General features: G+C 40.7%; 20 protein-coding genes. 3 read left to right on the plus strand and 17 right to left on the minus strand.

The genetic code is table 11. The features are described 5' to 3' along the window. Positions 1 to 171: 171 nt before the first annotated feature. The gene (locus tag ACQKMH_RS13810) at positions 172 to 1005 is read right to left on the minus strand and encodes a hypothetical protein (RefSeq protein WP_427588065.1); all 834 of its coding nucleotides are present in this window, start codon (positions 1003 to 1005) and stop codon (positions 172 to 174) included. A gap of 102 nt (positions 1006 to 1107) precedes the next feature. Then, entirely contained in the window at positions 1108 to 1830 is a 723-nt protein-coding gene (locus tag ACQKMH_RS13815) for a hydrolase (protein WP_427588066.1), read from the minus strand. Positions 1831 to 2123: 293 nt separating this feature from the next. On the opposite strand from ACQKMH_RS13815, the gene ACQKMH_RS13820 reads away from it, so the two are divergent. Beyond that, positions 2124 to 2315, plus strand: coding sequence for a YjzD family protein (locus ACQKMH_RS13820; RefSeq protein WP_230158724.1), 192 nt, complete (start codon positions 2124 to 2126; stop codon positions 2313 to 2315). 84 nt (positions 2316 to 2399) lie between these two features. On the opposite strand, the gene clpB is transcribed toward ACQKMH_RS13820, so the two are convergent. From clpB to ACQKMH_RS13845, 5 genes are all read right to left on the minus strand, one after another. Then, positions 2400 to 4988: an ATP-dependent chaperone ClpB gene (gene clpB / locus ACQKMH_RS13825; protein ID WP_427588068.1), complete on the minus strand. Its 2589-nt coding sequence runs from the start codon at positions 4986 to 4988 to the stop codon at positions 2400 to 2402. A 233-nt stretch (positions 4989 to 5221) separates the two neighbouring features. Beyond that, on the minus strand, positions 5222 to 6424 hold the full coding sequence (locus tag ACQKMH_RS13830) for an FAD-dependent monooxygenase (RefSeq protein WP_427588070.1): 1203 nt from the start codon (positions 6422 to 6424) through the stop codon (positions 5222 to 5224). A 125-nt stretch (positions 6425 to 6549) separates the two neighbouring features. Then, on the minus strand, positions 6550 to 7662 hold the full coding sequence (locus ACQKMH_RS13835; RefSeq protein ID WP_427588072.1) for a cupin domain-containing protein: 1113 nt from the start codon (positions 7660 to 7662) through the stop codon (positions 6550 to 6552). Positions 7663 to 7692: 30 nt separating this feature from the next. Further along, positions 7693 to 8184 (minus strand): DinB family protein, encoded by a 492-nt coding sequence (locus tag ACQKMH_RS13840; RefSeq protein ID WP_427588074.1) that lies wholly within the window; start codon positions 8182 to 8184, stop codon positions 7693 to 7695. Positions 8185 to 8186: 2 nt separating this feature from the next. Beyond that, positions 8187 to 9134 (minus strand): fumarylacetoacetate hydrolase family protein, encoded by a 948-nt coding sequence (locus tag ACQKMH_RS13845; protein WP_427588076.1) that lies wholly within the window; start codon positions 9132 to 9134, stop codon positions 8187 to 8189. Positions 9135 to 9510: 376 nt separating this feature from the next. On the opposite strand from ACQKMH_RS13845, the gene ACQKMH_RS13850 reads away from it, so the two are divergent. Continuing rightward, entirely contained in the window at positions 9511 to 10269 is a 759-nt protein-coding gene (locus tag ACQKMH_RS13850) for an IclR family transcriptional regulator (protein ID WP_427588078.1), read from the plus strand. A gap of 50 nt (positions 10270 to 10319) precedes the next feature. Here the strand turns inward: ACQKMH_RS13850 and ACQKMH_RS13855 are convergent, their stop codons facing one another. The 8 genes from ACQKMH_RS13855 to argC all read right to left on the minus strand — a co-directional run bounded on the left by ACQKMH_RS13855 (position 10320) and on the right by argC (position 20090). After that, positions 10320 to 10499 (minus strand): YjzC family protein, encoded by a 180-nt coding sequence (locus ACQKMH_RS13855; protein ID WP_427588079.1) that lies wholly within the window; start codon positions 10497 to 10499, stop codon positions 10320 to 10322. A gap of 131 nt (positions 10500 to 10630) precedes the next feature. Continuing rightward, positions 10631 to 11590 carry an ornithine carbamoyltransferase gene (gene argF / locus ACQKMH_RS13860; RefSeq protein WP_427588081.1) on the minus strand — a complete coding sequence of 320 codons (960 nt, stop codon included), beginning with the start codon at positions 11588 to 11590 and terminating at the stop codon, positions 10631 to 10633. Next, positions 11587 to 14706 carry a carbamoyl phosphate synthase large subunit gene (locus tag ACQKMH_RS13865; RefSeq protein ID WP_427588082.1) on the minus strand — a complete coding sequence of 1040 codons (3120 nt, stop codon included), beginning with the start codon at positions 14704 to 14706 and terminating at the stop codon, positions 11587 to 11589. The genes argF and ACQKMH_RS13865 overlap by 4 nt, the downstream gene beginning before the upstream one ends. Next, positions 14699 to 15781 carry a carbamoyl phosphate synthase small subunit gene (locus tag ACQKMH_RS13870; RefSeq protein WP_427588084.1) on the minus strand — a complete coding sequence of 361 codons (1083 nt, stop codon included), beginning with the start codon at positions 15779 to 15781 and terminating at the stop codon, positions 14699 to 14701. Before ACQKMH_RS13870 ends, ACQKMH_RS13865 begins: the two co-directional genes overlap by 8 nt. 80 nt (positions 15782 to 15861) lie before the next feature. Beyond that, the gene (locus ACQKMH_RS13875) at positions 15862 to 17013 is read right to left on the minus strand and encodes an acetylornithine transaminase (protein WP_427588086.1); all 1152 of its coding nucleotides are present in this window, start codon (positions 17011 to 17013) and stop codon (positions 15862 to 15864) included. Next, complete coding sequence (argB, locus tag ACQKMH_RS13880; RefSeq protein WP_427588087.1) at positions 17010 to 17783, minus strand: acetylglutamate kinase; 774 nt, start codon at positions 17781 to 17783, stop codon at positions 17010 to 17012. Before argB ends, ACQKMH_RS13875 begins: the two co-directional genes overlap by 4 nt. A gap of 13 nt (positions 17784 to 17796) precedes the next feature. After that, positions 17797 to 19029, minus strand: coding sequence for a bifunctional ornithine acetyltransferase/N-acetylglutamate synthase (gene argJ, locus ACQKMH_RS13885; RefSeq protein WP_427588089.1), 1233 nt, complete (start codon positions 19027 to 19029; stop codon positions 17797 to 17799). A gap of 17 nt (positions 19030 to 19046) precedes the next feature. Continuing rightward, positions 19047 to 20090 (minus strand): N-acetyl-gamma-glutamyl-phosphate reductase, encoded by a 1044-nt coding sequence (argC, locus tag ACQKMH_RS13890; protein ID WP_427588091.1) that lies wholly within the window; start codon positions 20088 to 20090, stop codon positions 19047 to 19049. A gap of 231 nt (positions 20091 to 20321) precedes the next feature. On the opposite strand from argC, the gene ACQKMH_RS13895 reads away from it, so the two are divergent. Beyond that, complete coding sequence (locus ACQKMH_RS13895) at positions 20322 to 21011, plus strand: Crp/Fnr family transcriptional regulator (protein WP_427588093.1); 690 nt, start codon at positions 20322 to 20324, stop codon at positions 21009 to 21011. A 254-nt stretch (positions 21012 to 21265) separates the two neighbouring features. Here ACQKMH_RS13895 and moaA read toward each other — a convergent pair whose 3' ends face one another. Then, entirely contained in the window at positions 21266 to 22279 is a 1014-nt protein-coding gene (gene moaA, locus ACQKMH_RS13900) for a GTP 3',8-cyclase MoaA (protein ID WP_427588095.1), read from the minus strand. Positions 22280 to 22387: 108 nt separating this feature from the next. Beyond that, positions 22388 to 22696 (minus strand): metal-sulfur cluster assembly factor, encoded by a 309-nt coding sequence (locus ACQKMH_RS13905; protein WP_230158706.1) that lies wholly within the window; start codon positions 22694 to 22696, stop codon positions 22388 to 22390. Positions 22697 to 22752: the final 56 nt, after the last annotated feature.

Below are 22752 nucleotides of genomic sequence, written 5' to 3' on the forward strand. Positions count from 1 at the left end.
TGTACATTATAGTACAAGACATATTGGTTAGAGGCAAATGTACAGATTTGTCCTTTATATTTTCCGTGCTTTACCACAAATTGTGATCATATATTCTACATACATTAGAATGTTTTTTATTTAGTGAATAAGTAGCTTCCCCTTCAAAATATACTCCAATCCTTGATCACTTTAATCACGCTTTCTCCATTCTTTAAGTAAGTTTAATCGTTTATTATGTTTTCTTTGTAAGGCAACGCCTTCTGCCGGATCCATTTTACTATGAACTTCAAGTATAGTTCCTTTATTGATTTTGGTTGTGGATTTACTCATTAATGAATCCATGCTTTCACCAAATATTAACTGTGCACATTTATCCCAGTGATCATCTATGCTGCTGCACAATTGGATGTTCTTATCTGAAGAAGAAGTAAGAACCCCTTCCAATGCATGCACAAAATCTGTGATGAAGAGAGCATCACCAGTATATTCGTGAGCAATTGCCTTTTTGATATCAGACTGTCCAAGTTGACTGATTCCGGCTTCAAAGCTCATGCCTTCCGATTGCCAAGGTCCATAAATCGTCGGTAAAAATATGATTTTTGCAGAATCTATTCCACGAATCGCGGTTAATATCGGCTGAAAAATACCCGCATCTTCTTCTACCGGCATGAAAATAACAAAATTTGGCGTTTCATTCATGCCATTTTTTTTGCATTTTTCAATGAAGGAAACGATTTCGCCTATAAGAGAATCGGGTTTATCCATTTTTCCCTGTTGGAAATCGTAACAAGATATGAACACAGTGTCCTCCTGTGAAATATCCAATAATTTAAGCTTATTTATCGGAAAGTATATAAAATTGGCACTTCTGCCTATTTCAAGTTCTTTTTCTTCAATAATATGTTGGTTTGCTTTTGAATCAGTCCAATCAATTCCGATCACTTCTTCACCCTGGTTCAAAAAATGTTGAGTCACATAGAAACCAACAAATTGATAAGTGCCAATGACAATGTATGTTTGCATAAATACAGCCTCCTCGTATGCCATCAAGCCCACTTCATCCGGCACGTCTAGTTTTTTTAGATGCTGTATCGTATGCAAACTATTGTAAAAATATATCCATTCTCATAAAGACTCTTCATTCTCATTGAAAAATTTCTGTATTTGATAGGGGATTTTATAACGTTTTTCAGGCAATAAATATGTTAGCTGCAAGTCTGCTTTCCTAGCCAGCTGGATTTGTCGATATAGTTCGGCTTGCTCTTTCCGCATGCTTCCAAAAACCTGAATCACTTTCATAGGGATATTTTCCGCGATTACTGGATTTTCAGCATCCAGAATATGCTGTTCACATTCTGCTGGGTCGAGCTCATATGCAGCCGCAACCTCCGACAGCCACTTTTTATAGAAAAACTTATTATCCTTTTCCTTCTCAAGCTGTGCTTTCAAGGAAAAAACCGGATCGATCAATACGACTGACCGTATGTTACTTCCAAGTTCATTCATTAATTTTAAAGCGAGGAGTGCGCCTGTCCCCTCTGCCAATACATGAACCCTTTGATTGACTATTTCTTTTTTTATGAAGAGCATATATAGGTTAAGGGAAAGGTCCAGTGCTTTTGGACTGCCCCAGTTGGCTCCGTAAAAATTGGATGAAAATAGCGTATATCCGTATTCCTTTAAATATTCCAATATCCGAAACCTGCCAGGATGCTGAAGCCAAAAGCTGCCGTCTTTTTCGACAAAATGGGTTCGGTCACCAATTACCATTATAGAAAAGCCACTGGGCCGTTCTGGATAATGGACGATATTCCATTGGTCATCAATTTGAAAAGTTCGTTGTTCCATCGGTCAAACTCCTTTAAGGAATATTACTACTATATTAATTTATGAAGAAAAATAGAAAGGGTCAGTGGAAACGCCTAACTTCTTATCCTAAATTAACCAAGCAGGGGTGGTTTTGTTTATTATTGAGTCCCTATAATTTCCTTATTGACTTTTGGTACCAACTTAATTGCTTTTAAAGTTACCCTATGATTTAATGTATTGAATTATTTAATTGTTATTATTAAAAACACGTTTTAACTGTATATTAATTATGGTAAGATAAAAATGATTGTAGTGGAATGAGGTGAAATTCGATGCGTTATGCTTGGGCAATTTTTTGGACATTCTTATTAGTGCATATGACTGTATATGTTGTTTCTTCCATGATCGGAGTTTCATACGATGCTAAACAGGGAACGATTTTAGGACTAGCTGCCGCTATCCTTATTTGCATCATCCCTGCTGTTTTGCCTGCTGGGCCAGCAAAAGACTCCCATCAACATTAATAAGCAAAATAGGACATCCTGACAAGGATGTCCTATTTGTTATACCGTCCTTTACTTTCGGTTAAACAACATTTCATATATTTTTTAAATCAGGACCAACTCATTATGATCGATATCAATCGTTATTCCTTCTTTTAGCCCTTTTGTTCCTGCTATGATTTTACGGGCGATTTTTGTTTCCAGATGCTTTTGGATAAATCTCTTCAACGGTCTGGCTCCATATACAGGATCATATCCTTGTTCGGCAATGAATTCCTTAGCTGCCTCGGTGACGTTCAGGATTATATTTTGTTCAGTTAACCTTACCTGTAATTGCTGAACCATTTTTTCTACGATTTCAACGATTTCTTGTTTAGTAAGAGGTTTGAATAAAACAATATCATCTACCCGGTTCAAAAATTCCGGACGGAAATGCCCTCTTAATTCTTTAAAGACTTGATCTTTTATTTCATCTTCAATCCCACCATCCATACGGTTTGACTGCAACAAGAAATGGGAACCGATATTGGAAGTCATGATGATTACCGTATTTTTACAGTTTATCGTTCTACCTTGGGAGTCGGTAATCCTTCCGTCATCCAACATTTGCAGCAAGATATTGAATACCTCAGGATGTGCCTTTTCAATTTCGTCCAATAATACGACTGAATATGGGTTTCTCCTAATTGCCTCGGTTAATTGCCCGCCTTCTTCAAATCCAACATATCCAGGAGGTGCACCAACAAGACGGGAAACGGAATGTTTCTCCATATATTCAGACATATCGATTCGAATCATATGATCCTCACTATCGAATAACGTTTCTGCCAGGGCTTTTACCAATTCTGTTTTACCGACACCCGTCGGCCCCAGGAAAATGAATGAACCAATCGGTCTGTTTGGATCTTTAATTCCCGCCCTTGCCCTTAAAACAGCATCAGATACAAGTTCTACCGCTTCCCCTTGACCTATTACGCGTTCATGAAGGATATCCGACAACCTGAGCAACTTCTCCCTTTCACTTTCCACCAGCTTGTTTACAGGAATTCCCGTCCACCTCGCAACGACCGAAGCAATCTCCTCTTCCGTCACTTCCTGGCGAAGTAACCGTGACTCCTGTTTTTCTTTTTCCAATTCACCTTCCATGGCATCCAATTCTTTTTGAAGCTGTGGAATCCTACCGTGTCGAAGTTCCGCTGCCCGGTTAAGGTCATAGGCGTTCTCTGCCTGTTCTAGTTCATGACGCAGCTTCTCAAGTTCCTCACGTTGATCCTGCACTCTTTGAAGCGCCGACTTTTCCATTTGCCACTTGGATTTCATGCTATTCGCTTGATCTTGAAGTTCTGAGAGTTCTTTTTGTAGCACTTCCAGCCTTTCTTTACTTTGAGGATCCTCCTCATTCTTCAAGGCAGCCTCTTCAATTTCAAGTTGCATCACCTTTCTCGTGATTTCATCCAACTCTGACGGCATGGAATCAATCTCCATCCTGATCATCGCACAAGCTTCATCAATAAGATCTATCGCTTTATCCGGCAGAAAACGTTCCGTTATATATCGGTTCGAAAGGACAGAGGCAGCCACGATCGCCCGATCATGAATCCTGACACCATGGTGTATTTCAAACCGTTCCTTTAACCCACGCAAAATTGAAATCGTATCCTCCACATCCGGTTCAGGAACCAGAACTTGTTGGAAACGACGTTCTAGAGCCGGATCTTTTTCAATATATTGTCGATATTCATCAAGGGTTGTTGCCCCGATACAATGCAGCTCACCACGCGCAAGCATCGGCTTTAACATATTCCCCGCATCAAGTGCGCCATCCGTTCTGCCTGCACCGACAATAGTATGCAGTTCATCGATGAATAAAAGAATTTTTCCATCACTCTTTTTAATTTCATTCAATACCGCTTTAAGACGTTCCTCAAATTCACCGCGGAATTTTGCCCCTGCGACAAGCGCACTCATATCTAGTGAAAATACGGTTTTGTCCTTTAAACCTTCCGGAACATCCTTCCTGACGATCCTTTGCGCCAATCCTTCGACAATGGCTGTCTTACCAACACCAGGTTCCCCAATTAATACAGGGTTATTTTTTGTTTTACGTGATAGGATCCGAATGACGTTTCGGATTTCCGTATCACGACCGATGACTGGATCTACCTTCCCTGATTTAACTTCAGCAACGAGATCTCTGCCGTATTTTTTCAGTACTTCATATGTGCTTTCAGGATTTTGACTAGTCACTCGCTGATTCCCCCTTACATCTTGTATAATACGTTTTGCTCTTTCGTAATCGATTCCATATGATGAAAAAAGTTTGTTTATATTCGTTTTATTGCCTTTCAAGTACGCCAGCAGCAAATGTTCGACTGATAAATATTCATCCTCCCACATCTGCATTTCCTTTTCGGCCGCCGTCATAATTTGCTGGAGGGATGATGACATGTAAACCTGGGAAACACTTCCTCTCACTTCCGGCAATCGATCCAGTTCCTTATTAAGTTCTATTTCAAATTGATCAATCGGTTTATCAGACTCCGATAAAATCCTGATTAATAAACTTTCATCCTGTTCCATTAAGGTTTTTAATAAATGAAGCTCCGTCAGCTCGGGATTCCCTCTATCTTTGGCAAGCTCCTGCCCGCCAATGAATGCCTGCTGGGTTCTCTCCGTCATTTTATTAATATCCATCTAAAAACCTCCCATTCATCTATAACATGAACGAATCCCCACTTAGTTTGACCAACTTTGACCTTTATATTTTCATTATACTTCTAATTCTCCCCTTGTAAAGGAAAGTTATAAAAAATACAGGAACTATGAATGTATAAACGACAAAAGCCTTTCTTCATAAAGAAGAAAGGCAAAAACCCTTTGTAAAAGGTATAACAACCTTAAACATATACTTAGATGAAACAAACAAATTACGCTTTCACGGCCATTTTATTGTAACCATGGAATTCATCAAGAAATTGGAAGTCCTTATCCGTTCGACTTGATAGGATCGTATCACGGAGCAGAATGCCTGTATCAGTCGTATTGTGAATGATTTCCCCCCACATTCTTGCACTCCTCTGAACATTAGCCGTACGCGGAATGCGTTCCTCTTGATATTCTACAAATGCTTGTTCAATGTCATTTCCATGCTTATGAAGCATATCCGTTAAATAAGCCGCATCTTCTAAAGCCTGACAGGCCCCTTGCGCCAAGTATTGAAGCATCGGGTGTGCAGCATCGCCCGTAAGCGTAATCCTGCCTTTTGTCCAATTATCAATTGGTAAACGGTCATACATCGGCCAGCGGCGTTGACGTTGAATGAATGAAATTGCATTCTGAACAAGCTCGCAAGTTCCTGCAAAGACACGATCCATTTCTTCGGGTGTTCCCCATAGATTCGTTTTTTCATTTTCTTCCGTATATTGAGAACTTTTGAAGACCACTACTTGGTTGTATAGTTCTCCCCTTCTGACCGGATATTGAACAAGATGAAGATTTGGTCCAATCCACATATATACATCATCTAGATCTCCATGGCTTGTAACTTCTTCCATCGGGATTGCCCCTCTATATGCCACATATTGCGAGCAGACCGGTTGATCATCCACGAATAGTTTACGCGCATTGGACCATAATCCATCAGCACCAATGACAGCCGTTCCTGAATGTTGGGACCCGTCAGCAGCAGTAACGATAACTTCACCGTCATTTTCTACTGTTTCAATGATGGTTTGGTTGGTTACCAGCTCGATAAATGGGTTGCTTTCACATGCTTCGGCTAGTACTCTATGCAAATCGGAACGATGCAAAACAATATACGGGGCCCCATATCTTTCTTTATAAACATCACCTAAATCCAAAGCGGAAAGTTCCTTGCCAGAAAAGGCATCCATCAACACCAACCTTTTTGGAAAGACTGCAATTTCGTTGATTTTATCCATCACGCCTAGGCGCTGTAGTACATTGGTTGCGTTCGCAGCAAGCTGAATCCCTGCACCGATTTCACCAAATTCAGGTGCTTGTTCCAAAACCTTCACGTATTGTTTTGTTTCTGCTACTCCTAGAGCCGTTGCCAATCCGCCTATTCCTCCACCAATAACGATGAATGGTTTTTTTACTGTGTTCATCATCAATTCCCCCCTAAATTAGTTGTCATTAGCCAAAGTTGCAGACCAGCATCGCGGTAAGCGTTTTCATTCGACTGGCATTCTCAAATATTCATCAGGATGGCTGTTTGCACTCAAACAGATTATTTTTATACCAAAACAGGCTTGAATTCACTTTCAACCTTTTGGTACCCCTTGTTTGCATCAAATGCCTGTTGTTGTTCCAAATCGAATCTCTCCATTATTGGTAGGTCGTTTACCGAGAATAAGTAAGAATCCACTTCTGCGACGTGCTCATGCCATGCCCAATTCGGAACGACGAAATAATCTCCCTTGGACCAGTCAAAACGTACGCCATTAATGACCGTATAACCTGACCCTTGGTGCACTTGATAAATTGTGGAATGGGTATGGCGATGTGCTTTCGTATGAAATCCTTTCGGCAGCTTTTGCATCCATGCCCCCATCGTCGGATTGGCTGTTTGTCCATTAGATGGATTGATATATTCAACGGCAAAACCTTCATATGGATCTGGATCAAAATTCATTAATCCTTCAATCGCTGCTTTGGTGCCTTTCCACTTGTAATTGGCAAGCGGTGCCACTTGCGAATAACGGTCGGATACTGGACGAACCATTCCGCCTTGATAACGGAGCTCTGAAAAATTATCCGGACGTTTAGGCGTTTCAATTCGATCTGGATATGGTTCAAAGAAAGTGCCGCCTATGGAATAGATAGTTGGGATATCAAGGGCATCCATCCAAATCATTGGTTTTTCGCCAACATGTCCATGACCATGCCATAGGTTTTTCGGCGTGATTAAGAAATCTCCTTCTTCCATGAAGATCCTTTCTCCCTGCACGATGGAGTAGGCACCTTCACCATTCGTAATGAAACGAAGTGCACTTTGGGAGTGACGGTGGGAAGGGGCCACTTCACCTGGCAACAATAGCTGAACCGCTGCATAAAGCGTTTGTGTTGTCGAAGCCCAACCCCAAGGCTGGCGATAAGTTAAGCCAGGGTTTTGAAAATAAATGGCCCTGCGCTCCCCTCCTCGATCAGGAGTGAAGATTTCAGCTGCTTCCATCAATTTTTTTGTCAAAAGCTCTTCTTTCCATAAATAAGCATGGGCATGAGGTTTAGGTTCATGGTCCATCAGAGCGGGAATGGCTTCCCAAAGTGGCCCAAGGTTATATTGCTGGATATCCTTTGTAAAATCTTTTACGATCGTACTATTCATGTATTCTGATTTTTCAGCCACAATAATCCCTTCTTTCTTTTTTATCTATCCTCATTTGATTTTAGAAAGATTCCGCTTAATTTGGCCATAGTGTCCTGAAACATGCTCATCGATGAAGTGATCCACAATATAAGAAACGGGTTTGTTTCCGAATTTGGCGAAGTTCCGGTGTGGTGATTCTTGAGATAGTGTTTCTTCATCTAATTCCCCAAGCACGCTCTCCACTTTAAATTTAAGCGCCTCCACTTGCCTAAAGACATCCTCTACAGAAAGTTGTTCCGTATCAGTAACTGCTGCCAGCCGAGCTGGATCTTGCAATCCACGTCCCCATTTGGATCCAGGCGCGGCCACAACCGTTTCCACTTCACCCAACCAATAAGGAATGGCCTCCGCTAAATGGGAAAGAATCTGCATGATTGACCATTCATCCTCTGCGGGGTTACAACGGATCGTTTCTTCCTTGAGTTTATTGGTTGTCTCCAGTATGTGATCGATTGATTGTTGAACCGATTTGATCGATGTCCCGATTTCCTGAAAAGCCATACTTATTTTCCCTCCCCTGCACGACTCACACGGTTTTCAAGATAACCTATTTTGTCGATTTCGATTTTGACAACGTCACCATCTTTTAAGAATACTTGTGGATCACGGGCTACTCCTACCCCGCCCGGTGTTCCAGTGAGGACGATATCGCCAGGTTCAAGAGTCATTAAGTTCGATAGGAATTCAACTAAATACTTCACATCGAATACGAAGTTGGATGTATTCGTTTTTTGGCGTTCTTCTCCATTAACAGTTAATCGAACATTTAGACCAGATGGATCGGGTAGCTCATCGGAAGTGACTAACCAAGGTCCCATAGGAGCGCTTCCTTCAACCGTTTTTCCTTGAAGCCACTCAAGCGTACGCCGTTGGATATCACGATACGTAACATCATTCGCAATTGTATAACCCGCGACATAATCAAGAGCATCTTCTTGTGAAACATTACGTGCCCTTTGTCCGACTACAAAAGCGAATTCCGCTTCATAATCAAGCTGTTCAGATACAGGGAAGAACGGGATGTCATCCTGGGGACCGATTACTGTATTGGCGAACTTAGCGAATACCACTGGGAATGGCGGCAATTCGCGGCCCATTTCAGCAATGTGCTCCCGGTAGTTATGTCCGACACAAATAATTTTTCCTGGCTTTTGGACAGGTGCCTCAAGTTTTATATTTTCAACCTCATGTATCAATTTATGTCTGAATGAATCACGATTATTAAGGGCAAAGTCTGCAGCGTTTTTAGCGATGGAAAGGCTTTCATTACCACCCTGTAAAAACGCTTCCATAGATGCAGGTACATATGCTTCAGCGATTTGTTCACTGCGAAGTTTTCCTTCACTTTCAAGGAGAGCTTGATAAGCATAGTTCAAGTCTACTATTTCATTATTCGGGTAAAGAGCTCCAATACGTTTAAAACCATCACGGCTGAAAGTTACTAATTTCATATTTCATTCTCCTTTATTATCTTTAATTTTTGAAATCTTGATTTAATTTTCTTTATCCTTATTTGTGGACTAATTCTGCTAGATTCCCCAACAGAATATGGTTGATAACCGCAACACCTATTCCACTTATAGATAACATTGTTCACTATTTATATACATAATAACGTAATTTTCGGAATATTGTCAAGAAAGTATTGCAAATTTTTGTGCAAATGTTATCATCTACACCATTACGAGACCTCTTGAACCAATATTTATTTTCGACGGAAAGTATCTAATAGCTTTTACAAACCTACTTTTTTCTTGCTTCATTTCATTAAATTTTACAGATTCTGATATACTAGACCTAAATTAAAACAGATTAGGAGATTGACATATGGAAATCGTAAAATCTGGTTCGACGATTCAATCATTACAAATAGGGATGAGCATTATCGATTTACTTGCTTCCCAAAGAAATCCTTTAAGATTCTCTGATATTCAGGAATCAACGGAAATAACGAAAAGTAACCTCTATAAGTATTTGAATACGTTGACTCAACTCGAGTTACTATATCGTGATAAGACAACTGGTATGTATCACCTTGGCAGCAAACTGATTCAATATGGAATGGCAGCTATAGGAAATGAGGACGTCACAAGCAGGATAACTCCATATTTACAGGAAATCAGTCATCATACCTCCTGCACAGTTCTATTCTCCGTTTGGACTTACGATGGACCCATCACGGCAAAAATATGGAATTCCAATCAAAACTTAAATATCGGGGCCCAGCTAGGTACACGTCTACCTCCTTCATCTTCTTCCGGAAAAGTATTCACTGTATTCCAGGATTCTTCTTTGACGGCGGACTGGATTGAAAAAGATCGTAATGTCTCAGGGGCTTTCCTAAAAGAAACAGAGGAATATCATGAAATTCGGAAATACAAAATCGCTTTTGCCAAAGAGCCTCTTGTGCCTTCAGTTTCTTCCATGTCCATTCCGGTTTTTAATTATAATGCGGAATTATTGGGCGCGATCACTGCCGTGGGATTCACCGAGAGTATTCCGGATCATTATGATGATTCTTTGAGTCAATATTTAAGAAAGAGCTTTTCGGAAATCTCGAAGATTTTCGGTTATTCCGAAGAATAAAAAAAGCAGGAAAAAGGGGCCGATCGTCCCTTTTCCTGCTTTCGTTTTTTTCATGGCTTCCGCTTATATGTCCATATCCGGTTATGATTGGATGTCTCAGGAAACGCATCCCCTGCATCAAGCTTTACCATTTTCGGATTCACAACCGTGCTGCCCGTTTCACCGATTTCTACGTAGGTCCCATTATTAGGTGCCTTCTGACCTGGCTTAAATTGACGATTTTGCCCCATAGATTTCACCCCTTTACATGCTTTCCTTGTTATTATTACCAGGTTCCTTTCTTTCATGTCAGAAAAATTAAGAACATACAGGAAATCGGTTGAATCAAAAAACGTCTGCTCAATGAGCAGACGCTTTTTAGTTAAGACATTAAATCCACCAGAACCGCCTTTTGAGCATGAAGACGATTTCCGGCTTGGTGGAACACGACGGAATTCGGTCCATCGATGACTTCAGAGGTTACTTCTTCCTCTCTATGTGCAGGCAGGCAATGCATGAATAAATAATCATTTTTAGCATATTTTACAAGTTCACTATTGATTTGATAATCTTTAAAAGCTTCTAAGCGGATATTATTCTCGATTTCCTGCCCCATAGAGGTCCAAACATCAGAATAGACGATATCCGCATCTTGTATTGCGTCTGATGCTGAGGTTGTCACGACAATTTCACTGCCAGTCTCTTTTGCAACCTCTTGAGCATAGGCAACGACCTTTTCGTCTGGTTTGTATGCTTCAGGACAACCAATGGAAAAATCCATTCCCATTTTTGCGCAGCCGACCATCAATGAATTGGCAACATTATTGCCATCCCCGATATAACTCATCTTCAAGCCTTTTAGCTGACCTTTTATCTCGATTATCGTCAAGAAGTCTGCAAGCACCTGACAAGGATGGGCAAGGTCCGTTAGCCCATTGATGACTGGAATAGAGGCATTTTCTGACAATTCCAGGATTTTTTCATGCTCGAAGGTACGAATCATGATGCCATCAATATATTCAGAAAGGACTTTTGCAGTATCGGAAATAGTTTCACCACGTCCAATTTGCAAGTCATTACCACTTAGGAACAAAGCGTGTCCACCAAGCTGCATCATGCCCACTTCAAAAGAAACACGGGTACGGGTGGACGATTTTTCAAATATCATCCCCAGTGTTTTACCTTTTAAAGGCGTATATTCATCTCCAGCTTTCAATTTGCTTTTAATAGTCTGCGCTAGCTTTAACAGATCTGCAATGGCTGTGGGTGTAGACTCTTTCATGGTCAAAAAATCTTTTCCATTTAAAATCTTCGCTTGTACCGGTGCCGTCATTGAACTCATACGTGTGACACTCCTTTCGAATATGTTACAAGCCATTCCTGAAGCGAGGTAACGCTTGGATCAGCATTTTTTAACGATTGCAGATAGGCCTTGAAAGTCTCTTCTTCCGTAAACGCAAGAAGTCGATATTTCGCTGCAAGTAACCTTAGACTCTTATCTTCTTCTGTCGTTCCATATGCCAAAACGACCGCTGCATTTCCTTCATTTAACCATTTATCAAAATCAGAATTCCCCAGTGTCAAACCCGCCTCATTAATGTGCTTAAGCAAATCTTCACTTAATTGGACAGATCCGGATTGATATACACCCGAAGCATGTTTAGCCTTTTGAGCATGGAATACTTTAGTCAATGCTTCTTTTACCGTTTCTCCAATGGCGATTCCTTCACCTGTCGATTTCATTTCCGGCCCTACTTTTGAATCAAGGCCGCTTAAAGCAAACGTTGAAAATACTGGGTATTTGACGACTGAATACGGAATTTCTTCCATTAAACCAGTTTTTTCGAATACATTCGACAACGAGTATTTCCCAAGCAATATTTTTGTCGCAATCTGTACTAAAGGAACATTAGTGACTTTACTGATGATTGGAATCGTCCGGCTGGCACGAGGATTCACTTCCAAAACATATACACTATTTCCTTCAATCACGAATTGGATATTCATAAGTCCTTTATAACCAAGTTCCCTTACTAGTTTTTTAGCATAAAGGGTCATTTTATCTTTGATAGCATCCGTTAAGGATTGAGCTGGCAATATTGCCATGCTATCGCCTGAATGGACGCCTGCCTTCTCTATATGCTCGGCAATGATGGGAATATATACATCATTTCCATCAGCAATCAAATCGATTTCGGCTTCTTTTCCTGGAATATAGGAATCGATCAACACGGGATATACAAGTGCCGTTCCATTTACCATTCTATTCAATAAGCTTTCCTTGGAGCGGATGATTTCCATTCCCTGGCCGCCAATTACATAGGATGGGCGTAAGAGAACTGGAAAACCGATTGCCTCTGCACGGGCAATTAATTGTTCTTCACCATTAGCCATTGAACCCGGTACATGGGGGATATCCAGTTTTTGAAGTAGCTGATAAAAACGATCACGATCTTCTAATTGATCAAGTGTATCGAAGGACGTCCCCAATAAATTGACACCGTATTCTTCCAGGCCCTTTGCAAGATTTATCGCAGTCTGCCCACCAAATTGAACAATGACGTCTTCAATATCTTCCGCTTCTATTACATTAAGAACATATTCAAGAGTTAAAGGCTCGAAATAAAGACGATCGGCTGTTGCAAAATCCGTACTTACCGTTTCAGGGTTATTATTGATCATGATCGTTTCAACATTTTCATCCTGAAGTGCATAAACCCCGTGAACGGAACAGTAATCAAATTCGATTCCCTGCCCAATCCGGATAGGACCGCTGCCAATCATCAAAACTTTCTTTTTATCCGTTTTTTTCTGTTCGTTCTCCCCAAAATATGTTGAATAATGATAGTTCGTATGGGATGCGAACTCAGCTGCACATGTATCAACCGTTTTGTAAACAGCCGTGAGGCCTAATGATTTCCGATGTGCCCTCACTTCCATCTCACTTACATTCCATATGGAAGCAAGATATTTGTCAGAGAAGCCCTTTTCTTTGTACAGCTGAAGTTCTTCTTTTGTGACCAACTCGATTGTCTTGGCGGTGATATCATTTTCAACCCCAATCAGCGATGCAAAGGATTGAAGGAAGAAATAATCAATGATGGTCGCTTCATGGATTTCTTCAACTGTCACACCTTTACGCAGCATTTCAAAAATGACAAAAATGCGTTCGTCAGATTTCTCAGCAAGCTTTTCCCATAGTTCAGGAACGGTTTTATCTTTTAACGATAAAAGTTGCAGTCCATTCGTCTTTAATTCCAGCGAATCGACGGCCTTTTGGACTCCACCTTCAAAACTGCGATGTAAAGCCATCACTTCACCTGTCGCCTTCATCTGAGTTCCCAATTGCCGGTTTGCGTTCGTGAATTTATCGAATGGCCATCTCGGGAACTTCACGGCTACATAGTCAAGAGCGGGTTCGAAGCTAGAATAAGTACTTTTCGTTACAGGATTGATGAGTTCCGATAGTTGGTATCCGACGGCTAGCTTAGCGGCTATTCGTGCTATAGGATAACCTGTTGCTTTGGAAGCTAGTGCCGATGAACGGCTGACGCGTGGGTTTACTTCTATTAGATAATATTGTTTGCTATTCGGATCAAGTGCGAATTGAATATTACAGCCGCCAATGATTCCTAATGCAGAAATGATTTTTATGGAAGCAGCACGCAGCATTTGAAACTCATCATCAGATAAAGTCTGTGATGGTGCCACGACAATGGAATCACCTGTATGGATACCGACCGGATCGATATTTTCCATATTACAGATCGTAATGCAAGTATTGTTACCATCTCGCATAATTTCATATTCGACTTCTTTATACCCGGCAATGCTTCTTTCAATCAAGCATTGTGTAATCGGGCTTTCTTGGAGTCCGCCCCGTACAAGCTCCTTAAATGAATCCAGTGAATCAGCAATCCCACCGCCTGTGCCGCCAAGTGTATAAGCGGGACGAACGATGATGGGGAAACCGATTTTGTCGGCAAAAGCCAGCGCTTCTTCAAGAGTATGAACAATTGTACTGTCGGGAACGGGTTCATTTATTTCAAACATCAGTTCACGGAACAGTTCACGATCCTCCCCTTTTTTGATGGAGTCGATCGGAGTTCCTAATAATTTGACATTATGTTTTTCAAGCACTCCTGCATCATCCAATTGATAAGCAAGATTCAATCCTGTCTGACCGCCTAATGTAGCGAGCAGGCCATCCGGTTTTTCTTTGGCAATGATCTTTTCCAGTACATCAACTGTCAAAGGTTCGAAATAGACAGCATCCGCATTCATATCATCAGTCATGATCGTTGCCGGATTGTTGTTTACCAGTATGACTTTATATCCTTCTTCTTTTAAAGCGAGGCAGGCCTGTGTACCTGCATAATCGAATTCGGCGGCCTGCCCGATGACAATCGGCCCCGAGCCGATCACTAAAATGGTCTGTATCGTGTTGTCCTTAGGCATATGCTTTTTCTCTCCCGCTATAATCAATTATCATTTGTAAAAAGTCGTTGAATTGTGATGAGCTCTCAATGGGACCTGGATTTGCCTCTGGGTGGTACTGGGTAGTGAAGATTGGCAGGTCTTTATGCATGAGCCCCTCAACTGTGCTATCATTCACATTTCTGAAGCGAACTTGGAGCGATGTTCCCTGTAAGCTCGGTTCATCCACCTCATAACTATGATTTTGAGAACTCATATACACCTTTTTCGTTTTCAAATCGACCACGGGCTGGTTCGCACCGCGATGTCCAAACAGCATTTTTTTTGTATTTCCCCCAAAGGCAAGGGCCGTTAATTGATGACCGAGGCAGATGCCCATTGTTGGGAAATTGGTAATGACCTTTTTTATGTTATCTAAAAGATATTCCAGCTGTTTTGGATCCCCAGGCCCATTTGAAAGCAAAATACCATCGGGCTTCAATTCCTTGATTTGTTCAAACTCAGTATCGAATGGCACGACAGTGACCCGGCAGCCCTGCTCAACCAATGAATCCAATATGGATTTTTTATAACCAAAATCCATCATAACAACATGTTTGGAACCTTCCCCGAAGCTTTCAATCTCTTTAGTGGAAACTGAGGCTACATGCGCTTCTAAACCATTCAGAGAGGATTCGAACGTGAATGCAGTTTCAGCTGTGATGGCTGCCTGCATGGAGCCTTCCTGTCTTATATTCTTGACGACAGCTCTTGTATCCACATGACTCAACAGAGGAATATTCCATTTGTCTAAATATTCACCAAGGGAATATTTAGCTTGATAATGAGAATGGCTCATTTTTCCTTCATATACAATAACACCGGCAACATGCGGCTTCTTACTTTCAAAATCATATTCATTAATTCCGTAATTTCCGATTAAAGGATATGTGAAAATGACAATTTGATCTTTATATGAAGGATCCGTCAATACTTCCTGATATCCTGTCATTCCTGTAAAAAAAACAATCTCTCCAGTGATTGCTTTTTCAGTTGATTTAGTCAGCAGTTCCCCTTCAAAAACGGAACCATTCTCTAAATGTAGATAGTTTTTCATGTTTTCACCTCTGTAGATGACGTATATTTATATATAGGATAGCATAATTATTCATTTTATTCTATAAAAATTCAATAAATTTAGATTGTTTGTTTTATTGCCAATATTTTTTTAATTTTCTCAATCGCTGTATCGATCTCCGCTTCTGTAACTGTCAGGGGTGGGAGTAAACGAAGGACTTTAGGTCCTGCACTCAATATAAGCAACCCCTCTTCTTGAAGTTCCATTAAAAAACCTTGAACATCTTGTTTACATTCAATTCCGACCATCATACCAAGCCCGCGTATCTCTTTCACTTCTTCCGTATCCTTCAGTGCGTTTGTCAATGCACTCTCAAGATATTCAGCCTTTTTCACAGTTTCTTTTAAAAACCCTGATTGGAAGATTTCATTTAAAACCGCTTCCGCAGCCGAGACACTAACCGGGTTACCGCCAAAAGTGGAACCATGACTTCCAGGGTTAAAGTACTCTGCTAGGTTGTCCTTTCCAATCATTGCGCCTATAGGCAGGCCATTTCCAAGCCCTTTTGCCGAAGTGATGATATCCGGTTGGATATTAAAATGCTGGAATGCAAAAGGTTTCCCTGTCCGCCCTATCCCAGTCTGAATTTCATCAATGATAAGTAGGGCTCCATGTTTTTCGCATTGAGTTTGAATCGCGTCTAAATACGATTGCTGCACAACATGGATGCCACCCTCTCCTTGAACTATTTCAATCATGACAGCCGCCGTATTTTCATCTATGGCTACATTCACGGCATCATTGTCATTAAATGGAACATATTCAAATGAAGTAAGCATTGGTCCAAAACCAGTCTTGATTTTTTCCTGCCCTGTTGCTGCCATCGTTGCAAACGTACGCCCGTGGAAAGACTGTAGACATGTGACAATTTTGCTTTTCCCAGTAGCTTTACGTGCTAGTTTAATAGCTGCCTCATTCGCCTCGGCACCACTGTTGGCAAAAAACACCTGACTTAAACCAGAGGCATCCGCCAGCATTTTGGCTGTCCGTTCCTGTATGGAACTTTGAAACATGTTCGAGACATGCCAATATTTATTAAGCTGTTCCGTGACAGCCATTTTTACCTTTTGATGACAATGACCAAGATTCAAAACCCCGATTCCTGATGTGAAATCCAGATACTCTTTACCTGTTGTACTCGTAATCTTCATTCCTATCGCCGTGTCTGGCTCGATGTTCCACCTTGCATATGTCGGAAATAAAGAACTCATTGAAATACCCCTTCTTCCTGCAGAAATTTTGTACCGATGAATTGTCCGCCTTCATAAAATGGATCTTTTCCACTCACGATCATCACTTCTTCAACACCTTTATTCAGCACGGACAACGCTGTAGTGACTTTTGGAATCATTCCTCCATGAATGCTTCCATCCATGATCAAATCCTTCGTTTCCGTTTCAGTCAATTTCTCAATGATCCGCTCATTCTTTAATACTCCTTTAACATCGGTGACAAATAAACACATATCCGCCGATAGTGCCTTCGCCACGGAACCTGCAGCCATATCAGCATTCACATTTAATTTTGTTCCTTCTTCTGTAGTGGCTATCGGCGTCAATACCGGACAATACCCTTTTTCAAATAGCATTCCAAGTAATTCCGTATCGACTTGTTGTATCTCACCAACTGCCCCAAGTTTCTGTTCATCAATATACTCACCTATCAGGATTCCGCCGTCAGAACCATTTAAACCCACCGACTTAATGCCGTGTGCTTCCAATTTATGAACGAGACTTCGGTTCGATTTGCCTGCAAGCATAAGTTCAACGATTTCCATCACTTCAGTGGTCGTTTTTCTTAAACCATTTTCAAAGACGGGTTCAATTTCATATCTTTCAAGCATCGAATTAATATCAGGGCCGCCTCCATGAACAAAGACAATTTGGCAGCCGCCTTTTTGCAACTCTTTAACACTATTGAAAAACGACTCCGTTAACTCATTAATGATGCTGCCTCCGCACTTTATGACCAATATGTTCATTTTTCAACACCCCTTATGAACGATAGCTTCCGTTTATTTTCACATAATCATAAGTTAGATCGCAGCCCCATGCCGTCCCTGATTCATTACCATCTTTCAAATAAACATGAATGATGATACTTTCATTTTCCAAGTATGCTTTGGCATCTTCCTCAGAAAACTGGATTGGCTCACCATCTTTAAGAACGACGATATCTCCAAACATAATCGTTGTTTGATCCGGATGAAACCCAACTCCGCTTCTCCCCATCGCAGCAATGATTCGCCCCCAATTTGCATCCGCTCCAAAAGCTGCCGTTTTCACTAAATTTGATCCAACGATCGTCTTCGCCATCATCTGTGAATCTTGCTTCGTATGCATGCCATGAACATTCACTTCTATCAGTTTCGTGGCACCTTCTCCGTCTTTCGCGATTTGTTTGGCCAGATTTTCGGAAGTTTGTTTTAATAATTCCAAGAAGACAGACCATTCTGGATGGTTAGGTGTCAATGGTTCATTGTTCGCTTCTCCATTCGCTAGCACTAACACCATATCATTCGTTGAACAATCACCATCAACCGTGATTTGATTGAATGTATCATTGGTAATCGAAGATAATGCTTGCTGTAAATCATCCGGTTCAATGACAGCATCCGTGGTAATGAAACCTAGCATGGTGGCCATGTTTGGATGAATCATCCCCGATCCCTTCGCAGCTCCGCCCATTTTCACGGTTTTACCGTCAATACTTGTTTCATAACCACAACTCTTCGTTACGATATCCGTTGTTAAAATGGAGGTACCAAAATCCTTTGCTGCTTCAAGTGTATTTTCCGGTTGCAATGACTCTATGCCTTTTTTAACTTTTTCCATTTCCATATATTCCCCGATGACTCCCGTTGATGCCACTGCAAATGAATGATCCTCCAAGGCGAACTTTTGAGCGGCAAGTTTCCTCATTTCCTTGGCATCCTTTAAACCCTGCTCTCCTGTACAAGCATTCGCACAAGCACTATTCACTACAACTCCGTGCAGTTTTCCAGTAACGGCAATGCTATCCTTTGTTATATTGATAGGAGCGGCTTGAACTACATTTTGTGTATAAACAGCCGCGGCTGATGCTGGGACCTCCGTAAAAATAATACCAACATCTTTTTTGGAGTAGCGCAATCCCGCATGCACTCCTGATGCTTTAAACCCTTGAGGCATTAAAATATTTCCTTCTTGAACTTGTTTGATTTCTTCAACTAGCTGTAGTGTTTTCATATTTCCCTCCAAAGTTTTTACGGATATAGTGGACTGTTCCATAGTCCTGCCGTTTCTTCTAAACCCATTAATATATTTGCATTTTGTATGGCCTGCCCTGCAGCACCCTTCACTAAATTATCAATAACGGAAACAACCGTTACCTTACCTGTTCTTTGATCATATGAAACACCAATATCGCAAAAGTTCGATCCATATACCTGTTTCGTGGATGGAAAGCGATCGAGCGGCTGCACTCGGACAAATGGATGGTTTTCGTATACTGTTTCGTATAAATCCTTTAATTCAGCATTTGAGGTTTCCCGATTTACCTTGATATACATCGTTGCCATGATTCCTCTAGTCATTGGAACTAGATGGGTATTGAAGGTAATCGGCTGTAAATCTGATTCTGATGACCACCGTCCAAGCTGTTGTTCGATTTCCGGTATGTGCTGATGTTGATTCACCTTATATATTTTAAAGTTCTCATTCATTTCACTAAAATGTGTTACGGCCGAAAGTGATTTTCCCGCCCCGGAAACCCCGGATTTTGCATCGATGATCACCTCTGCGGATGCACCAGCCAATCCTTCAGTGAATAAAGGGGCAAGACCTAAAAGTGAAGCTGTTGGGTAGCACCCTGGATTTGCAACAATCTTTGCTTTCTTTATTGATTTTTCATTCCATTCAGTCAATCCATATACGGCTTTTTCAATAATATGCTGTGGTGCGGCTGGTTTTTTATACCAATGTTCGTATTCTCCTGGGGTTTGAAGCCTGAGATCCCCTGATAGGTCGATTACTTTAATATCAAGGTCTGAAAATTCCGAAATTAATTGCGAGGAAATCCCCGAAGGAGTTGCAAGAAATACAATATCAGAGTTTTTTGCAATCACTTCCGGATCAATTTCTTCTAATTTATCATTCATATGCATTAAATGTGCATTTTCTTCATATAAACTTCGACCGGATTGAGATGAAGTATGTAATGATTTTATTTTTAATTGCGGATGGTTATTCAATAATCTTATTAGTTCCACCCCTCCATAGCCTGTTGCACCTACTATTGATACGTTCATTAAACCATCTCCTATAATTTTAAGTCCCTGTCATTCTTTGATTCTATTATTATAAGACTGAATAAAAATAAAATCAAATGTATTTTTATAAAATTTAAAACTTAGCATTTAACCGGGAAAACCTCACAAAAACTTCTATATTTATCCAAAAATGTTGACTACTAGTGATTTTTCCGTTTAAATCAAAGGTAGTAATAGCGTAATAACGGTAACTGAAAGGTGGTCATATACATGAATGAATTTTCATTTTCTAATCGGATGCATACACTTTTAGATAATAATCAGCAAGTTAAACATATAGAAAAAGGGCGCTTCCTTTTTCAGGAGAGCACCCTAGCCAGTGATTTGTATTACATTTTAAAAGGCAAAGTAGAAGTGAGCAAGGTTGTGCCCGACGGCCGGGAATTAACTATGCGCATTTGTTCGGAGAATGATTTGGTTGGGGAAACAGTCCTTTTTTCTCAGAATCCGAAATATATGATGAATGCAAAAATGTTGGAAGATGGAACTGTAGCGGTTATTTCCAAAGAATCATTAGAAGGGAAAATCGCCTCCGATAGCCATCTTGCTGTTGATATGATGACATGGTTATCCGCTCTAAACCGTAAAAATCATGCTAAATTCCGCGATATGTTCCTACATGGTAAGAAAGGTGCATTTTACTCCACTCTCATCCGTTTATCCAATAGCTATGGCACAGTAGTTGAAGGCGGCAAAGTTATCAATCTTCCCTTTACAAATCAAGAACTCGCCAATTTTTGCGGCACATCTCGTGAGGTCATCAATCGTTTGCTCGCTCATTTAAGGAAAAACAATATCGTCTCCATCAAGAAGGGACACATCACGATTCTTGACGTTGACTACTTAAAACAGGAAATCGACTGTGAAAACTGTCCAATCGAAATCTGTACCATCGATTAAAAACTCCACAATAAAGTGAGAATACATAATTCCATACTTATCTTAAAATGATCGGATTATTTTTCAGGCTCATTCATCCCTGGGACCATGGAATAATTTTCATGACGGATAAAATGCATAAAAAAAGTATAAAAAAATCATTTCAATATCCACAGGCATCCACTGTCTATACAATATGCATATTGAATCAAGGGATGTTGAAGTGCCATCCCTTGATTTTTTCATATTCCAGGAGTTTGAGTACTTATTGTTTGTCACCCGCCAATGAATGACATTTCGATTTTCCCCTGTTTTTTCACGGTTCCCGCTGCCCGCTCATCTGAATAGCGGTCGTCCCTCTGGTTCCAAAGTGATATGATGAAGTCAGTCAATTCTTCATCTGCCATGTCAGAACGGAGCAATGACTTCAAATCATGTCCCTTTCCATTAAACAGGCATGTATATAAACTTCCGTTGGCAGAAAGACGTGCACGAGTACAGCTGGAACAAAAAGACTCGGATACGGATGTTATGAACCCCACTTCGACAGCAGATCCTTTATACCTAAAGCGTTTTGCCACTTCTCCATAATAATCTTCTTCAACTGGTTCAAGATCGAATTCAGCCTGGAGTATCTCGAGCAACTCTTTTTTCGTAATGACATTCTTCAACTGCCAGCCATTTGTATGTCCGACATCCATGAATTCTATATAACGTAATGGAATGCCCTCTTCTTTACAAAAACGGGCCATCGGCAGGATTTGAGATTCATTGGCTTCTTTTTTCACCACCATATTCACTTTTACTCCAAGACCTGCTTCTCTTGCAGCAGCCATGCCTTCAAGAACCGGCTTTATCCCGATACCCCTGCCATTCATTTTCTTAAAAAGGTCATCATCGAGGCTGTCTAAACTGATATTCACCCGCTGTAAACCAGCTGCCTTTAAATTCGCGGCATGTTTTTTCAGAAACACACCGTTTGTAGTCAACCCAATATCTTCTATACCTTCAATTTTAATGAGCTCTGAAATCAGTGTTGTAAGTTCTTTCCGCAGTAAAGGCTCCCCGCCTGTCAATCTTAGTTTTTTAACCCCCAAGCTTGCAAATATTTTAGAAAGCCTTACAATTTCCTCATAAGACAAGAGCTCACTTTTAGGTAAAAATTGAAAATTTTCATGAAAAATTTCAGCCGGCATGCAATATTGACAGCGAAAGTTACACCTGTCTATGACGGAAATTCTTAAATCCCTTAGTGGTCTTTTCAATGAATCTTTAATATGACGGCTCAATTAACCACTCCTATCCGAAAGAATTAGAAAAAAACCAGTTCATAAACAGTGGCACCACATATTGGGTTCACAGTTTTTTGACTGGCTTTAAGTTCTATTACTTGGTAATTATTTAATTCCTAATGCTATTTTAGCATATCTGGACATTTTGTCTTTCGACCATGGCGGACTCCAGACAATCTTCACATCTGTTTCCTTGACCTCTGGAATATCTTCCAGAACCAGTTTCACTTGATCGACAATCGTCCCAGCAAGTGGACATCCCATAGAAGTCAATGTCATTGATACTGTAGTCAGGCCTGCTTCATCCATATCCACATCATACACCAAACCTAAATTCACGATATCTATACCAAGCTCCGGGTCAATGACCTGCTCCAAAGCTCCTAAAATAATGTCTTTTGTATCTTGATCCACTTCAATCACTCCTTTTATGATAAATCTCTCGTTTTAGAAAAAGTCGGTTTTGATCA

Origin of the sequence: Peribacillus sp. NPDC097895 (assembly GCF_050277555.1) — a bacterium.
Lineage (GTDB): Bacteria > Bacillota > Bacilli > Bacillales > DSM-1321 > Peribacillus.

Bases quoted from the DNA above. Each gene is read 5' to 3' on its own strand.
- ACQKMH_RS13850 (WP_427588078.1), top strand. From the start codon at position 9,511: ATGGAAATCGTAAAATCTGGTTCGACGATTCAATCATTACAAATAGGG.
- argJ (WP_427588089.1), bottom strand. From the start codon at position 19,029: ATGAAAACACTACAGCTAGTTGAAGAAATCAAACAAGTTCAAGAAGGA.
- ACQKMH_RS13815 (WP_427588066.1), bottom strand. From the start codon at position 1,830: ATGGAACAACGAACTTTTCAAATTGATGACCAATGGAATATCGTCCAT.
- ACQKMH_RS13870 (WP_427588084.1), bottom strand. From the start codon at position 15,781: ATGAAAAACTATCTACATTTAGAGAATGGTTCCGTTTTTGAAGGGGAA.
- argF (WP_427588081.1), bottom strand. From the start codon at position 11,590: ATGAGTTCAATGACGGCACCGGTACAAGCGAAGATTTTAAATGGAAAA.
- ACQKMH_RS13875 (WP_427588086.1), bottom strand. From the start codon at position 17,013: ATGAGTTCTTTATTTCCGACATATGCAAGGTGGAACATCGAGCCAGAC.
- argB (WP_427588087.1), bottom strand. From the start codon at position 17,783: ATGAACATATTGGTCATAAAGTGCGGAGGCAGCATCATTAATGAGTTA.
- ACQKMH_RS13840 (WP_427588074.1), bottom strand. From the start codon at position 8,184: ATGGCTTTTCAGGAAATCGGGACATCGATCAAATCGGTTCAACAATCA.
- ACQKMH_RS13820 (WP_230158724.1), top strand. From the start codon at position 2,124: ATGCGTTATGCTTGGGCAATTTTTTGGACATTCTTATTAGTGCATATG.
- clpB (WP_427588068.1), bottom strand. From the start codon at position 4,988: ATGGATATTAATAAAATGACGGAGAGAACCCAGCAGGCATTCATTGGC.
- ACQKMH_RS13845 (WP_427588076.1), bottom strand. From the start codon at position 9,134: ATGAAATTAGTAACTTTCAGCCGTGATGGTTTTAAACGTATTGGAGCT.
- ACQKMH_RS13865 (WP_427588082.1), bottom strand. From the start codon at position 14,706: ATGCCTAAGGACAACACGATACAGACCATTTTAGTGATCGGCTCGGGG.
- ACQKMH_RS13830 (WP_427588070.1), bottom strand. From the start codon at position 6,424: ATGATGAACACAGTAAAAAAACCATTCATCGTTATTGGTGGAGGAATA.
- ACQKMH_RS13855 (WP_427588079.1), bottom strand. From the start codon at position 10,499: ATGGGGCAAAATCGTCAATTTAAGCCAGGTCAGAAGGCACCTAATAAT.
- ACQKMH_RS13895 (WP_427588093.1), top strand. From the start codon at position 20,322: ATGAATGAATTTTCATTTTCTAATCGGATGCATACACTTTTAGATAAT.
- argC (WP_427588091.1), bottom strand. From the start codon at position 20,090: ATGAACGTATCAATAGTAGGTGCAACAGGCTATGGAGGGGTGGAACTA.
- ACQKMH_RS13810 (WP_427588065.1), bottom strand. From the start codon at position 1,005: ATGCAAACATACATTGTCATTGGCACTTATCAATTTGTTGGTTTCTAT.